This window comes from Streptomyces sp. NPDC001852 (assembly GCF_042891825.1).
In the GTDB taxonomy this organism is placed as follows: domain Bacteria; phylum Actinomycetota; class Actinomycetes; order Streptomycetales; family Streptomycetaceae; genus Streptomyces.
Window position 1 is genome coordinate 305,004 of record NZ_JBIATN010000003.1, and the last position, 13,706, is coordinate 318,709.

The following is a 13,706-nucleotide window of genomic DNA, read 5'->3' on the forward strand; positions in this document are numbered from 1 at the left end:
TCAGGTGGACATCGCCGCCGTAACCTTCATGCATGACCGAAGTTGCAGTGCGGGTACGGGGGCTCTGGAAACAGTTCGGGCAGCAGGTCGCTGTCGGCGGGATCGATCTCGAGCTGCCCGCCGGGAAGTTCATCGGGCTCGTCGGGCCGAACGGAGCCGGAAAGACCACGACCCTGTCCATGGTGACCGGGCTGCTGCGGCCCGATGACGGCATGGTCGAGGTCGTCGGTCATGACGTATGGCGGGACCCCATAGCCGTCAAGGCGCGGATCGGTGTCCTTCCCGAAGGGCTGAGGCTGTTCGAGCGGCTGTCGGGGCGGGAGCTGCTCGGGTACTCGGGGCGGCTGCGCGGACTGCCGGGGCCCGAGGTCGACAAGCGGGCCACGCAGTTGCTGGACGTCCTCGACCTGGCCGGCGCCCAGCACAAGCTCGTCGTCGACTACTCCACCGGCATGCGCAAGAAGATCGGGCTCGCCGCCGCGCTCCTGCACAATCCCGAGGTGCTCTTCCTGGACGAGCCGTTCGAGGGCGTCGACCCGGTGTCCGCGCAGACCATCCGGGGCGTCCTCGAGCGGTACACCGCCTCCGGCGCCACCGTCGTCTTCTCCTCCCACGTCATGGAGCTGGTCGAGTCGCTGTGCGACTGGGTCGCCGTCATGGCGGCCGGGCGGATCCGCGCGACCGGTACGCTCGCCGAGGTGCGCGGCGCGCATCCGACGCTCCAGGGGGCGTTCCTGGAGCTCGTCGGGGCGAGCGGACGGGACGCCGGCTCCGATCTGGACTGGCTGGGCGGCGGAGCGGCCCGATGACGAACCTCACCTCCACCGTCGTACGGCTGAAACTGTCCCTGCTGCGGAACGGGCTGCGGCAGTCCGGGGGCCGGCGGGCCGCGTTCGTCGTCTCGGCGGTCGTCGCCGTGCTGTTCGCCCTGCTGCAACTGCTCGGGCTGCTCGCCCTGCACGGGCACGCGCACGCCGACGCCGTCGCCGTCCCGGGTACGGCCGTGCTGGCGCTGGGCTGGGCGGTACTGCCGCTGTTCTTCCCGACCGGCGACGAGACGCTGGACCCCACCCGGCTGGTGATGCTCCCGCTGCGCCCCCGCCCGCTGGTCCGGGCGCTGCTCACGGCCTCCCTGATCGGCATCGGCCCGCTGTTCACGCTGCTGGTACTGGTGGGCTGCACGCTGTCCGTCGCACAGGGCGCCGCCGGCGGCACCGTGGCGGTGCTCGGCGTCTGTCTCGCCCTGCTGATCTGCGTGGCGCTGGCACGGGCCGTCGCCACCGCCAACGTACGGCTGCTGAGCAGCAGGAAGGGCCGCGATCTGGCCGTGCTGAGCGGGCTGGTGATCGCGGTCGGGGCGCAGCTGGTCAACTTCGGGGCGAGGGAGCTGGGTTCGGCCGGGCTCGGACAGCTGCAGCCGGTCGCGGACGTACTGTCCTGGGTACCGCCGGCGTCGGCGGTGGCGGCGGTACGTTCGGCGAGCCAGGGCTCGTACGGCGTCGCTGCCGCCCAACTCGTCGTTGCCGCAGCCGGGTTGGTGGCACTGATCACCGTGTGGGCGCGGAGCCTGACCCGGCTGATGACCGCGCCCGACGCCTCCACGCTGCAGCCGGCCGACGCGGCAGACCGCGGCCGCTCGGCCGCCGGACTCGGCCGGCTGCTGCCGCAGGGCCGCACGGGCACGGTCATGGAGCGCAGCCTGCGCTACATCTGGCGGGACCCGAAGACCAAGGCCGCCTGGGTGACCTCGCTGGCGATCGGGCTGATCGTGCCGGTGTTCAACGCGGTGCAGGGCACCGGGTCGATCTACTTCGCGTGCTTCGCCGCCGGAATGCTCGGCATCCAGATGTACAACCAGTTCGGGCAGGACACCTCCGCATTCTGGATGGTGGCCATGACCATCTCCTCACCCCGGGACGCCTACGCCGAGCTGCGCGGCCGTGCCCTGGCACTGCTGCTGGTCACCCTGCCGTACGCGGCGCTCGTGACGGTGGTGACGACGGCCCTGCTGGACGCCTGGCCCCGGCTGCCGGAGGTACTGGGCCTGTCCCTGGCCCTGCTGGGCGCGATGCTCGCCACCGGCGCCTGGACCTCGGCCCGCTTCCCCTACTCCATCCCCCAGGAGGGCCACAAGAACGTCGTCCCCGGCCAGGCGGGCCTCGCCTGGATCTCCATCTTCGGCGGCATGATCGCAGCCGCCCTGCTGTGCTCCCCCGTCATCGCCCTCACCATCTGGCTCCACGTGAGCGCAGGCGGGGAGACGTGGAGGTGGCTCCTCCTGCCGGTGGGCGCGGCGTACGGCGCCGGGCTGACCCTGGGGGGCCTACGCCTGGCAGCTCCGCGAACAGCAGCACGGTTGCCGGAGATCCTGACGGCGGTGAGCAAGGGGTAAAGGATTTCCGTCCTTGACAGGCGCCGGGAACTGCAGCTCCCCAAGGGTCGCGGGGCTGTGTCTGATATGCGGCTCCGCCGCGTGGGCGCGAGAACCCACCACGCACCCGCACTCGCCGACGAAAGCCCGACCCGGCAGACGAACAGGCACTCAAACCCCGAGCACCCGATCAAGAAACGGCGAGACAGCCCCCCGCCAAGCCAACGGCAGTTCATAGTGCGCAAGGTGCCCCGCATCGGAAACCTCCGCGTACTCCCCCGCCGGCAGCACCCGCACCATCTCCTGCGCCTCCGCCCGCCCCAGCTCCCCGTCCACCCCACGCACCACCAGCGTCGGGCACCGCACCTGGGCCAGCTCCTCCCAGTGCGCGTCGTACACCCAGGTCTCCCGGGACCTGAGCATCTGCTCCGGCTCGAACACGGGCCGCCAGCCGTCGGCACCCTCGTGCATCACCTCGGCGTAGAACTCCCCGCGCGCCGGATTCGGCCGCTCCACCCAGGGATCGTCCTCACCGAACCACTTGCGCACGTCGGCCAGCGTGGCGAAGGGGACGGGCCAGGCCTGGAACCAGTCGGCCCACTCCCGCTGCGAGGCGGCGCCCAGGGCCGAGGCCCGCATGTCGCAGATGATCAGGCCCCGGACCAGTTCGGGGCGTTTCGCCGCGAGCTGCCAGGCGGTCAGCGCGCCCATGGCGTGGCCGATGAGGAGTGCGGGGGCGAGGCCGAGCTGTTCCAGGGCGGCCTCGGCGTCCTCGACATAGGCCTCGCGGGTGTAGGCGGCCTGTCGGGGCTTCTCGCTCTGGCCGTGCCCGCGCTGGTCGAGGGCCACGGCACGGTGGCGTGCGGCGAGCCAGCGGGCGGTCGAGGCCCAGTGGGAGGCACGGCCCATCAGGCCGTGGAGTAACAGCACGCCCGGGGCGCCGGGCGCCGCGTCCGCCCAGCCGTCCACCTGATCGTCCGCCGGGTCGAGGCCCGTCTTGGGCGGGTCGGCGAACTCCCAGGCGGCCAGGCGCACCCCGCCCGCTCCCGTCACGTCGATACGCCGTGCCATGGGCCTGGCACCCCCCAGCTCCGCCTGACTCGTACCGGTGTACTGCCGTACTCGCTCGTACTCGCTGCTGTCGCTGTCGTGCTAGTGGTCGTGCTCGTCATCGTGCAGATCGCCGCGCACATCGCCGAGCACATCGTCGTGCATGTCCTGCCGCCGCAGACTATCGAATACCCATTCGAAAAATCCGTCTCTGCGGACAACACCCCTCATTCGAGTGACACCCCTCAAGGAATGATCGCCGCCATCGAGGGGATCTCTTCTGGCGGGAGGCGGACCGCTCGGGGAAAAACGGTCCGAGGGGGATGACCCTGAGAGCTCGGGGCTCCGGGTCAGCACAGGGGAGGACAGGCCCCGGCGCCACAAGGCGCCGGGGCCCTCTCCTGCTCAGCGCTTGGCGACGAACACATGCGAGGCGACGTCCGCCTCCAGCTCGGCCGCCTCACCGCCGCTGCCCACCAGGACACCGCCCGCCGACTCCGTCACGCTCACCACGGAACCGGGCTGCACACCCGCGCGCCGCAGCGTGTACATCAGCTGCGCGTCCGTCTGGATCGGCTCGCCGATGCGGCGGACGACGACCGTCTTGCCGTCCGCGCCCGCGTCCAGGTCGGCCAGCGAGACCATGCCCTCGTCCAGGAACGGATCGGCGCCGTCCTTCTCGCCCAGCTCCTCCAGGCCCGGGATCGGATTGCCGTACGGCGACTCGGTCGGGTGCCGCAGCAGCTCCAGCACCCGCCGCTCGACGGCCTCGCTCATCACGTGCTCCCAGCGGCACGCCTCCGCGTGCACCTGCTCCCACTCCAGGCCGATCACGTCGACGAGGAGACACTCGGCCAGCCGGTGCTTGCGCATCACCCGCGTGGCGAGCCTGCGGCCCTCGTCCGTCAGCTCCAGATGACGGTCACTGGCGACGGAAACGAGCCCGTCACGCTCCATCCGCGCCACCGTCTGGCTCACCGTCGGCCCGCTCTGGTCGAGCCGCTCCGCGATGCGGGCGCGCATGGGGACGACGCCTTCCTCTTCGAGCTCGAGGATGGTGCGGAGATACATCTCCGTGGTGTCGATCAGTCCGGACATACGTGCCCCTCGATTACCTCTGCCGGCAGCCCGGCGCGTGCGCTGGCCCTGGCACCAATTCTGCCGGATCCGACTGACAAGCGGGGGCCTCCGGCGGAACGGGCCGGTACGGGGACCACCGTAGGGGGTTCCGCCCGCCGCCGGGCGCGGCGGACGCGTTCAATCTCGTGCCACCAATCTTGCGGGAACAGGATGTGGGGTGGGTCACGTTCCAGTTGAATGAAGACCACTGAGCGAACCGTGCGCCGCATACGCGCCGACGCAGCCTGCAGGGGGTCCAGGTGAGTGCTTCCCGGCGGAGTGGGACCACCGACGAACTGGGGCCGGACGAGCCCGGTGAGTCGGGGGGATCCGACCTGCTCGCCGCACTGCTCGACGGCATGGACGCGGCCCTGTGCGCCTTCGACGCCGACGGGGTCGTCACACACTGGAACCGGGAGGCCGAGCGGATCCTCGGGTGGACGGCCGCCGAGGCGGTCGGACGGCACGGCTTCGCCGGATGGGCCGTGCGCAGCGCCGACGCCGAGGAGGTGCAGGCCCGGCTGATGTCGGCCATGCACGCACCCGGCCGGCAGGTGCACGAGTTCGCGCTGGTCACCAAGGACGGCGGGCGAGTCCTCGTACGGACGCAGTCCGCCGCCGTGCGCGGACCCGACGGAAAGCCCGCCGGGGTGTACTGCGCGTTCAGCGAGGTGCACGCACAGATCGACCTGGAGCGGTCGATCGCGCTGAGCGAGGCGCTGTTCGAGGACGCGGCCTGGGGAGTCGTCCTCATCGACGCCGACCTGCGGCCCGCCGTCGTCAACGCGCACGCGGCCCGTGCGCTCGGCATCGGGCGCACGTCCGCGCTGGGCCGGCCGCTCGGCGAACTGCTCGCGCAGGGCGTGGAGGAACTGGAGGCCGCGTTCACCCATGTGCTGGCCGAGGGCGCCCCGCCCGCGCCCGCCGACATGTGGGTGACCGTGCGCACCGCCCGGGGCGAGGAACGGCGCTGCTGGCGCAACGGCTTCGTGCGGCTGGCCTCACCCCTCGCGGAGGAACCCGTGCCGCTCGGCGTCGGCTGGCTGTTCCAGGACGTCACCGAGGGCAGGCAGGGCGAGCAGGAGGCGGCCCTGCTGCGGTTCCGCACCAACCAGCTGCACCGGGCCGCGCGCGCCGCCGCCGAGTGCGAGGACCCGGCCGAGGCGGCCACCGTCCACCTCGACTTCGCCCTCGCCGGCTTCGCCGACCACGCGTTGATCGACCGGGTGGTGCCCTCCCCACGCTCGAAGAATCCGCAGGATTCGCAGGGTTCGGAGGATTCGGGGAGTTCAGGGGGCTCGGAGGGCTCGGGGGGCGAGGAGGCGGCCGCACGGCTGGTACGGCTCGCCGCGACGCCCGCCGGAGCGCCGGGACCCAGCCTGCTCACCGGCGCGGCCGGGCTCCCCGTGCGCTACGAACCGGGCCATCCGGCGCTGCAGTGCGTGGCCCGGGCCGGGGCCGTGCGCGCGGACGCCGGGTCGGTCCCGGCGCAGCGGGCGCGGGAATGGGCACTGGCCCGGCAGTGGCCCGGTGACGCGGTGCACGCCCTGTGCGCGGTGCTGCGCAGCCGGGGTCGGACCCTCGGCGTGGTCACCTTCCTGCGCGGCTCCGGCCGCAGCCGCTTCGAGCGGTCCGACACGGCCTACGCGGAGGACGTGGCGGTCCGCATCGCGGCGGCACTGGACCTGGCGGACGCTCTGCGGGGCGAATGAGCGGGCCGCGGCGGCTCAGTGCCGGTAGAAGATCCGGTCGCCGTACTCCCGCATCACGCGGCCGTTCCACTCGTGCCCGCCGTCGACGTTGCCCGAGCGCAGGAGCGGGGGTTCGATGCCCCGGTCGGCGAGGGCGGCCGCGGTGGTCGCCATGACGGCCTGCATCAGGGCGGCGGTGACGACCGTGGAGGCCGGGGCGAAGGGCGCCGGGATGGTGTCCAGGGTGAGCTCCGCGTCACCGACGGCGATCTTCGAGTCCAGGACGACGTCGCAGTGGTCCTTCAGGAAGCTGCCGGAGGAGTGCCGGGACGTGGTCTGCGCGGCGTACGCGACCGAGGTGACGCCGATGACCTTCACACCGAGGGCGCGGGCGCTCAGGGCCATCTCCACGGGCAGGGCGTTCCGGCCGGAGAGGGAGATGATCACGAGAGCGTCGCCGGCACGGAGCGGTGAGGTGTCGAGGACGGCACTCGCGAGACCGTCGACCCGTTCGAGGGCGGAGCCCAGAGTGGCCGGGGTGACGTCGACACCCACCACGCCGGGGACGGCGAGCAGGTTCATCAGAGCGAGGCCACCGGCACGGTAGACGACGTCCTGTGCGGCCAGGGAGGAGTGCCCCGCGCCGAAGGCGAACAGCCGGCCACCGGCGGCAACGGTGTCGGCAAGCAGGGTCCCGGCCGCGGCGATCGCCCCGGCCTCCTCCTCACGCACCCGTTGCAACAGCCCGATCGCGGCGTCGAAGAACAGGTCGGCAGGCGTGCCGTCGCTCATGCGGTGCCCCTTCGCAGCGTCTGTGTCGCGGATCACCGTGCGGTCTGGACCAGTGTGGTGTCAATACGGGCGTGTGGGCCCGCCAGGATCTCCGAAAAAAACAGTTGAGCGCCGTCCATCGGCTTCCTAAGGTGTGGAGCACACGAGAAGGGAGGTGGTTCGGCAGATGTATGAATACCGGACGCGTGAGGTGGCTGCGGGCTAGCGGTCCGCCACCACATCCAGTGCGGTGCCGGACCAGCACGTGACAGACGCGTGCAGCCGGCCCAAATCCCAAGCAGTCACCCGACCCGCGGGCTGCCGGTACGTCCGGCCGGCTCCTCCTTGAGGAACCCAGCCCGCGGGTCGTCTGCGTTTTCCTGCGTTCTCCGGCGTTTTCCGGCTCCTCAGGGGGCCAGGCGCTCGACCTGCCAGGTGCCGTCCGGCCGGGCGGTGTAGCGGAGGCGGTCGTGCAGGCGGTTCACCCGGCCCTGCCAGAACTCGATCGTGTGCGGGGTGATGCGGAAGCCGCCCCAGTGCGGGGGGACCGGGACCTGTTCGTCCTCGGGGTAGCGGGCCTGGAGGTCGGCGTAGGCGGTGTCCAGTTCGGTGCGGGAGGCGATGACGGTGGACTGGGCGCTGGCCCAGGCGCCGAGCTGGGAGCCGTGCGGGCGGGTGCGGAAGTAGGCGGCGGTCTCGTCGCGGCCGGTGCGGTGGGCGGTGCCGGTGACGATGACCTGGCGGGCCAGTGGGTGCCAGGGGAAGAGCAGGGAGATGTACGGGTTCTCCGCGAGGTCGCGGGCCTTGCGGGAGTCGTAGTTGGTGTAGAAGACGAAACCCTCGGTGTCGAACTGCTTCATCAGGACCGTGCGCGAGCTGGGGCGGCCCGCCGCGTCCGCCGTGGAGACGACCATGGCGTTGGGCTCGTAGATGGTGCCGTGCAGCGCCGCTCGGGCGGCGTCCTCGAACCACCGGGCGAACTGGTCCATCGGGTGTGCGGCGAGGTCCTGTTCGGCGAGGCCTTCCGCCCGGTACTGCTTGCGCATGGCGGCGGGATCGAGGACGGGGTCCAGGAGCGGGTCGCGGTCGGTCACGCGGTCATCTTGCCGTATCGAACGCCACTGGCACTGAGTGTCGTACGGACTCCCCAAGTCTGGCACGGGGGGTTATCGTGCTGGTCCCTTGCGGTTTGGGTGACCACCGGTCGAACGGGGCATCACCGGGGTGACCGCCGCCGAACCATCTCAAGGAGCCGCCTGATGTCCGATTTCGTACCCGGACTCGAGGGAGTCGTCGCGTTCGAGACGGAGATCGCCGAACCGGACAAGGAGGGGGGCGCCCTGCGGTACCGGGGCGTCGACATCGAGGACCTGGTCGGTCATGTCTCGTTCGGGAACGTGTGGGGACTGCTGGTCGACGGTGCCTTCAATCCCGGGCTGCCGCCCGCCGAGCCCTTCCCGATCCCGGTGCACTCCGGTGACATCCGTGTGGATGTGCAGTCGGCGCTGGCCATGCTGGCCCCGGTGTGGGGGCTGAAGCCGCTGCTCGACATCGACGAGCGGCGCGCGCGGGACGATCTTGCGCGGGCCGCGGTGATGGCGTTGTCGTACGTCGCCCAGTCGGCGCGCGGGCAGACGCTGCCGATGGTGCCGCAGCGGGAGATCGACAAGGCGAAGTCGGTGGTGGAGCGGTTCATGATCCGGTGGCGGGGTGAGCCCGATCCGAAGCATGTCGCCGCTGTGGATGCCTATTGGACGTCCGCGGCCGAGCACGGGATGAATGCCTCCACCTTCACCGCGCGGGTCATCGCGTCCACGGGTGCGGATGTCGCCGCGGCGCTGTCGGGGGCGGTCGGGGCAATGTCCGGGCCGTTGCACGGGGGTGCACCCTCGCGTGTGCTCGGGATGATCGAGGAGATCGAGCGGACGGGGGACGCGGAGGCGTACGTCAGGCAGGCGCTGGACCGTGGTGAGCGGCTGATGGGGTTCGGGCACCGGGTGTACCGGGCCGAGGATCCGCGGGCGCGGGTGCTGCGGCGTACGGCGCGGGAGCTGGGTGCTCCGCGGTTCGAGGTCGCCGAGGCGTTGGAGAAGGCGGCGCTGGAGGAGTTGCACAGCCGTCGGCCTGATCGGGTGCTGGCCACCAATGTGGAGTTCTGGGCCGCGATCGTGCTCGACTTCGCCGAAGTTCCGGCGCACATGTTCACGTCGATGTTCACGTGCGCCCGTACGGCTGGGTGGTCCGCGCACATTCTTGAGCAGAAGCGGACGGGTCGGCTTGTGCGGCCCTCGGCTCGGTATGTGGGGCCTGGGCCGCGGAGGCCGGAGGACATCGAGGGGTACGGGGAGATCGCCCACTGAGAGGGGTGGGCGGGGCGCGTGGGCGGCTGCGGGTGTCTCGTGGCTTGTCGCGCCCACGCGGCGGAGCCTCATAGGACACGGCCCCCGCGCCCCTGAAGGACGGCCCCTTCGGGGCCCGTCTTTCATGCTGCCGCTGGCAAACCTGCATGGTGCCTCTCCGCCACCAGCGGATGTGCCCTGAGCTTGCCCTTGAGTTCGTTGTAGCCGTACTCGGCGTACAGGGGGTTGGCCGGGTCGGTCGTGATGCCCGGGGCCTTCGACGCGTGGGGGAAGGGCAGTGGCTCGACCCTGGCGTCGAGGCGTGGGTTGTAGAAGAACGGGACGGAGAAGCGTTCCGTCGCTCCCGCGGGGCTGACGACGCGGTGGTTGGTGGCGAGGAGGTAGCCGTTGGTGGCGACTTCGAGGAGTTCGCCGAGGTTGACGACGAAGGCGCCGTCGATGGGCGGGACGTCGTGGAAGTGGCCGTCCTCGCGCTGGACCTGGAGGCCGCCGACGGTGTCCTGGAGGAGCAGGGTCAGGAAGCCGTAGTCCTTGTGGGCGCCCACGCCCTGGTCGGTGCCGTCGCCGGCGCTGCCGGGGTAGCGGACGAGCTTGAGGTGCGGGTGGGCCTGGGTGCCGAAGATCGGGTCGTAGAAGTCGGCGGGGGCGCCGATGGCGGTGAGGAGCTCGTGCAGGAGGCGGTCGGCCACCGCGCTGAGTTTGTCGATCCAGGCCAGGGCTGCCGTGCGCAGTTCGGGCAGGGCGGTGGGCCACTGGTTGGGGCCCTGGAGCCACCAGTAGGGGGGTTCGCCGGGGGCGGGGACGCGGGCGGGGCGTTCGGCGCCTATGTCGAGCTGGTCGCGCCAGTCGCGGGCGCCGGCGGTGCGTTCGTCGCCGGTGCGCGTGTAGCCGCGGAAGTGGGGGGAGTTGATGTTGTCGAGGGCGAGGCGGTCGGCTTCGGGGAGGGCGAAGAAGGCGCGCATGGCGGTGAGCAGCGCGTCGGTCTCTGCCTGGGTGACGCCGTGTCCGACGAGCTGGAAGAAGCCGACGTCGTGGGCGGCGCTGTGCAGCTGGGCGTGGAGCAGGGCGCGGGCCTGGGGGCCGCGGTCTGCGGCCGACAGGTCGATGATGGGGAGCTGGTCGTACGACGGGGTCGTCGTGGGGTGCGTCGATGCGGTGTGCGTCGTCATGGGTGCGTCCACGGGGTGTGTGGGCCACGGGCAGGCCGCCGCAGGTGTGGGAGGCGTCGCCCCGGATGCCGTTAGAAGATGCCGTAAGAAGGCGGGAGAAAAGAGGCTGAATCAGGCCGAAGGCCGACAGCTCATGCTCGTGACGCGCACGTAGTCCACGTGGCGGCGGCGGACGAGCATCGGAGGCATGGGGCAAGGGTACTGCGCGGCGCGGCAAACGCCTGTGGCCCGGTTCACTTGCCGGGAATCGCGTGTTCCAGCAGGTCGGACCACTGGGCGACGACGCGTGCGCGGCGGGCGGTGTCGTCGGTGAGGAGGTTGGCGAGGCCGAGGCCGCGTGCCATGTCCAGGAGGCCCTGGACGGTTTCGCGGACGCCGGGGCGGGTCTCGTCGGCGCCGAGGAGGTCTACGGCGATGCGGTGGGTCTCGCGGCCGACGCGGGCCTCGAGCTCGGTCACGCGGGTGCGCAGCTGGTCCTCGTTGGAGGCGGCGACCCACAGGTGGAGGGCGGCGCGGAAGAGGGGGCCGGTGTAGAGGTCGACGAGGGCGGTGACGACGGCGCGGCGGTCGGCGGGTCCGGCCGGGAAGAGGGCCCGCAGGGCGGTGGAGCGTTCTTCGGCGACGTATTCGACCGCGGCCGTGAACAGGTCCTCGCGGGTGGGGAAGTGGTGCTGGGCGGCGCCGCGGGAGACTCCGGCGCGTTCGGCGACGACGGCGACGGTGGAGCCCGCCCAGCCGTGTTCGGCCAGGCAGGCCACGGCGGCCTCGAGGAGCCGCTGCCGGGTGGCGCGGCTGCGGTCCTGTTTGGGCGCGCGTTCTCTGGCCACGCGGTCGCGTTCCGCCGTCGTACTCATCCGGTCACACCACCCATGCCGCGTCGCGTCTTTCCAGGAAGGCCGTCATCCCCTCCCGGGCCTGGGCGGAGGAGAACAGCCGGGCCGAGAGCGCGGTCAGGTCCGCCGCGTCCCGGTCGAATGTTTCCAGCACCCTAGCCGTGAGCAGCTGTTTCGTCTCGGCCAGGCCCTGGGGTGAGGAGCGGCGCAGGCCGTCGAGGATCGGGGAGAGGGTGTCGTCCACGTCGTCGCCGGTGACGGTGAGGAGTCCGACGCGTACGGCCTCGGGGGCGTCGAAGCGTTCGCCGGTGAGGAAGTAGCGGGCGAGGGCGCGGGGGTCGGCGCGCGGGATCACGGGGAGGGAGATCACCGCGGGGGCGACGCCGATGCGGACCTCGGTGAACGCGAAGGTGGCCTCGGTGGAGGCGGCGGTGATGTCGCAGGCGGCGAGGAGGCCGAGGCCTCCCGCGCGGACGTGGCCGGTGACGCGGGCGACGACGGGTTTGCGCAGTTCGAGGACCTGCCGGAGCAGGCCGGTGAGCGCATCGGGGTGCGGTGGGTCGCGCAGGTCGGCGCCGGCGCAGAAGGTGGTGCCGGTGTGAGTGAGGACGACGGCGCGTACGTCGGGGTCCTTGCCGCAGTCGGTGAGGGCGTCGGCGAGTTCGGAGACGAGGGCGGCCGAGAGTGCGTTGCGGGTGGCGGTGGCGTCGAGGCTGAGGGTTTCGACGGCACGCGCGCGTGTGCGGCTGATCAGTGTCACGGCAGCTCCCTCAGTTCCCGGCGCAGGATCTTTCCGGAGGCGGCGCGGGGGACGGTGTCGATGAAGGTGATCCGGCGGATGCGTTTGTAGGGTGCCACGCGTTCTGCGACGTAGAGCATGATCTCGTTCTCCGTCGGCTCCTCGGCGGCGTCCGCGCGGCGGACGACGAAGGCGTGCGGGATCTCGTTGCCGTCGTCGTCGTAGGAGCCGATGACGGCGGCGTCGGCGATGCCGGGGTGGGTGAGCAGCAGGGCCTCGAGTTCGGCGGGGGCCACCTGGAAGCCCTTGTACTTGATGAGTTCCTTCACGCGGTCGACGACGAAGAGCCAGCCGTCCTCGTCGACGTGTCCCACGTCCCCGGTGTGCAGCCAGCCGTCGGTGTCGATCAGGGCGGCGGTGGCGTCGGGGCGGCCGAGGTAGCCCTTCATGACCTGGGGGCCACGGATCAGTATCTCGCCGGACTCGCCGGTGCCGAGGTCCTTGTCGGGGTCGTCCAGGGACACGATGCGCATCTCGGTGCCGGCGATGAGCCTGCCGACGGTGCCTGCGGGGGCGTCGTGGAGCCGGTCGAGGGGGACGACGTGGGTGCCGGGGGACAGTTCGGTCATGCCGTAGGCCTGGCCGATCGGGGGCAGGCCGAGCCGCTGGGAGCAGGCGCGGGCGAGGTGGGCGTCCAGGGGGGCGGCGGCGCTGATGACGTACTTCAGGGAGGAGAGGTCGTAGCGGGCGACGGCCGGGTGCTTGGCGAGGGCGAGGACGATCGGCGGGGCGACGTACAGGCCGGTGATGCGGTGGTTCTCTATGGCGGCGAGGAAGGTCTCCAGGTCGAAGCGGGGCAGGACGACGACGGTGGCGCCCTTGCGCAGGGGCGCGTTCATCAGGGCGGTGAGGCCGTAGATGTGGAAGAACGGCAGGACGGCGAGGATGCGGTCGCCGGGGGCGGCCGGTACGGCGGGTTCGAGCTGGGCGAGGTTGGTGGCGATCTGCCGGTGGGTGAGCATCACGCCCTTGGGGATGCCGGTGGTGCCGGAGGAGTACGGCAGCGCGGCGATGTCCTCGGCCGGGTCGAAGGCGGGCTGGGGCTCGGGGGCGGTGGTGGCGAGCATGTCGATGAGCGAGCGGTGTCCGGGGGCGCTGTCGCAGACGAAGATCTCGCGTATGCCGCCGGAGAGTTCGGCGGCGCGGCGGGCGGTGCCCAGCAGCGGTGAGACGGTGATGATCCAGCGGGCGCCGCTGTCGCCGAGCTGTTTGGCGAACTCCTCGGGCGTGGCGAGCGGGTGGACGGTGGTGACGGAGGCGCCCGCGCGTGTGGCCGCGTAGAAGGCGGTCGGGAAGGCGATGGTGTTGGGGCTGTGCAGGGCGAGGACGTCGCCCTTGCGCACGCCCGCGTCGGCGAGTCCGGCGGCGGCGCGCCGGTGGAACCGGTCCACCTGCTCGTACGTGAGCGTGGTGCCGTCCGTGCCGTCGATCAGGGCGGGGCGGTCGCCGAATGCGGCGGCGTGGCCCAGGACGGCCTCGTGGATGGGGAGGCTCACGGGCGGGACGTCTGCGTACTCGCTGTGGAACACGGTTCCTCCAAGCG

The 13,706-nt window shown here is 71.7% G+C and carries 13 protein-coding genes; 5 read left to right on the forward strand and 8 right to left on the reverse strand.

Translation table 11 applies throughout. From position 1 onward, the window contains the following. The first annotated feature begins 32 nt into the window (after positions 1 to 32). Together ACFYZB_RS06725 and ACFYZB_RS06730 are read left to right on the forward strand one after the other, a co-directional pair. Positions 33 to 809 carry an ABC transporter ATP-binding protein gene (locus ACFYZB_RS06725; RefSeq protein ID WP_388755137.1) on the forward strand — a complete coding sequence of 259 codons (777 nt, stop codon included), beginning with the start codon at positions 33 to 35 and terminating at the stop codon, positions 807 to 809. Beyond that, on the forward strand, positions 806 to 2,392 hold the full coding sequence (locus tag ACFYZB_RS06730) for a transporter (protein ID WP_388755140.1): 1,587 nt from the start codon (positions 806 to 808) through the stop codon (positions 2,390 to 2,392). The genes ACFYZB_RS06725 and ACFYZB_RS06730 overlap by 4 nt, the downstream gene beginning before the upstream one ends. A gap of 150 nt (positions 2,393 to 2,542) precedes the next feature. Here ACFYZB_RS06730 and ACFYZB_RS06735 read toward each other — a convergent pair whose 3' ends face one another. Continuing rightward, positions 2,543 to 3,442 carry an alpha/beta fold hydrolase gene (locus ACFYZB_RS06735; RefSeq protein WP_388755143.1) on the reverse strand — a complete coding sequence of 300 codons (900 nt, stop codon included), beginning with the start codon at positions 3,440 to 3,442 and terminating at the stop codon, positions 2,543 to 2,545. A 90-nt stretch (positions 3,443 to 3,532) separates the two neighbouring features. Here ACFYZB_RS06735 and ACFYZB_RS06740 point away from each other — a divergent pair, with 90 nt between their 5' ends. Then, positions 3,533 to 3,748, forward strand: a complete 216-nt coding sequence (locus ACFYZB_RS06740; protein WP_388755146.1) for a hypothetical protein — start codon at positions 3,533 to 3,535, stop codon at positions 3,746 to 3,748. Positions 3,749 to 3,826: 78 nt separating this feature from the next. On the opposite strand, the gene ACFYZB_RS06745 is transcribed toward ACFYZB_RS06740, so the two are convergent. After that, positions 3,827 to 4,519, reverse strand: coding sequence for a metal-dependent transcriptional regulator (locus ACFYZB_RS06745; RefSeq protein ID WP_069780244.1), 693 nt, complete (start codon positions 4,517 to 4,519; stop codon positions 3,827 to 3,829). Positions 4,520 to 4,800: 281 nt separating this feature from the next. Between ACFYZB_RS06745 and ACFYZB_RS06750 the strand changes: the two genes are divergently transcribed. Beyond that, positions 4,801 to 6,252: a PAS domain-containing protein gene (locus ACFYZB_RS06750; protein WP_388755149.1), complete on the forward strand. Its 1,452-nt coding sequence runs from the start codon at positions 4,801 to 4,803 to the stop codon at positions 6,250 to 6,252. Positions 6,253 to 6,267: 15 nt separating this feature from the next. Here the strand turns inward: ACFYZB_RS06750 and ACFYZB_RS06755 are convergent, their stop codons facing one another. Further along, entirely contained in the window at positions 6,268 to 7,023 is a 756-nt protein-coding gene (locus tag ACFYZB_RS06755; protein WP_388755152.1) for an SIS domain-containing protein, read from the reverse strand. A gap of 386 nt (positions 7,024 to 7,409) precedes the next feature. Further along, on the reverse strand, positions 7,410 to 8,096 hold the full coding sequence (gene pdxH, locus ACFYZB_RS06760; protein WP_388755153.1) for a pyridoxamine 5'-phosphate oxidase: 687 nt from the start codon (positions 8,094 to 8,096) through the stop codon (positions 7,410 to 7,412). A gap of 165 nt (positions 8,097 to 8,261) precedes the next feature. Between pdxH and ACFYZB_RS06765 the strand changes: the two genes are divergently transcribed. Then, positions 8,262 to 9,362, forward strand: a complete 1,101-nt coding sequence (locus ACFYZB_RS06765) for a citrate synthase 2 (RefSeq protein ID WP_351206360.1) — start codon at positions 8,262 to 8,264, stop codon at positions 9,360 to 9,362. Between the two features lie 122 nt (positions 9,363 to 9,484). Here the strand turns inward: ACFYZB_RS06765 and ACFYZB_RS06770 are convergent, their stop codons facing one another. From ACFYZB_RS06770 to ACFYZB_RS06785, 4 genes are all read right to left on the reverse strand, one after another. Continuing rightward, the gene (locus ACFYZB_RS06770) at positions 9,485 to 10,531 is read right to left on the reverse strand and encodes an isopenicillin N synthase family dioxygenase (RefSeq protein WP_388755155.1); all 1,047 of its coding nucleotides are present in this window, start codon (positions 10,529 to 10,531) and stop codon (positions 9,485 to 9,487) included. A gap of 233 nt (positions 10,532 to 10,764) precedes the next feature. Beyond that, positions 10,765 to 11,385, reverse strand: a complete 621-nt coding sequence (locus ACFYZB_RS06775) for a TetR/AcrR family transcriptional regulator (RefSeq protein WP_351206364.1) — start codon at positions 11,383 to 11,385, stop codon at positions 10,765 to 10,767. Between the two features lie 4 nt (positions 11,386 to 11,389). After that, the gene (locus ACFYZB_RS06780; RefSeq protein WP_388755158.1) at positions 11,390 to 12,124 is read right to left on the reverse strand and encodes an enoyl-CoA hydratase family protein; all 735 of its coding nucleotides are present in this window, start codon (positions 12,122 to 12,124) and stop codon (positions 11,390 to 11,392) included. Then, positions 12,121 to 13,692 carry a 4-coumarate--CoA ligase family protein gene (locus tag ACFYZB_RS06785; RefSeq protein WP_388755160.1) on the reverse strand — a complete coding sequence of 524 codons (1,572 nt, stop codon included), beginning with the start codon at positions 13,690 to 13,692 and terminating at the stop codon, positions 12,121 to 12,123. Before ACFYZB_RS06785 ends, ACFYZB_RS06780 begins: the two co-directional genes overlap by 4 nt. Positions 13,693 to 13,706: the final 14 nt, after the last annotated feature.

Coding starts and splice junctions, on each gene's coding strand:
- ACFYZB_RS06725 (WP_388755137.1), top strand. CDS start 33: ATGACCGAAGTTGCAGTGCGGGTACGGGGGCTCTGGAAACAGTTCGGG.
- ACFYZB_RS06730 (WP_388755140.1), top strand. CDS start 806: ATGACGAACCTCACCTCCACCGTCGTACGGCTGAAACTGTCCCTGCTG.
- ACFYZB_RS06735 (WP_388755143.1), bottom strand. CDS start 3,442: ATGGCACGGCGTATCGACGTGACGGGAGCGGGCGGGGTGCGCCTGGCC.
- ACFYZB_RS06745 (WP_069780244.1), bottom strand. CDS start 4,519: ATGTCCGGACTGATCGACACCACGGAGATGTATCTCCGCACCATCCTC.
- ACFYZB_RS06755 (WP_388755152.1), bottom strand. CDS start 7,023: ATGAGCGACGGCACGCCTGCCGACCTGTTCTTCGACGCCGCGATCGGG.
- ACFYZB_RS06765 (WP_351206360.1), top strand. CDS start 8,262: ATGTCCGATTTCGTACCCGGACTCGAGGGAGTCGTCGCGTTCGAGACG.
- ACFYZB_RS06770 (WP_388755155.1), bottom strand. CDS start 10,531: ATGACGACGCACACCGCATCGACGCACCCCACGACGACCCCGTCGTAC.
- ACFYZB_RS06775 (WP_351206364.1), bottom strand. CDS start 11,385: ATGAGTACGACGGCGGAACGCGACCGCGTGGCCAGAGAACGCGCGCCC.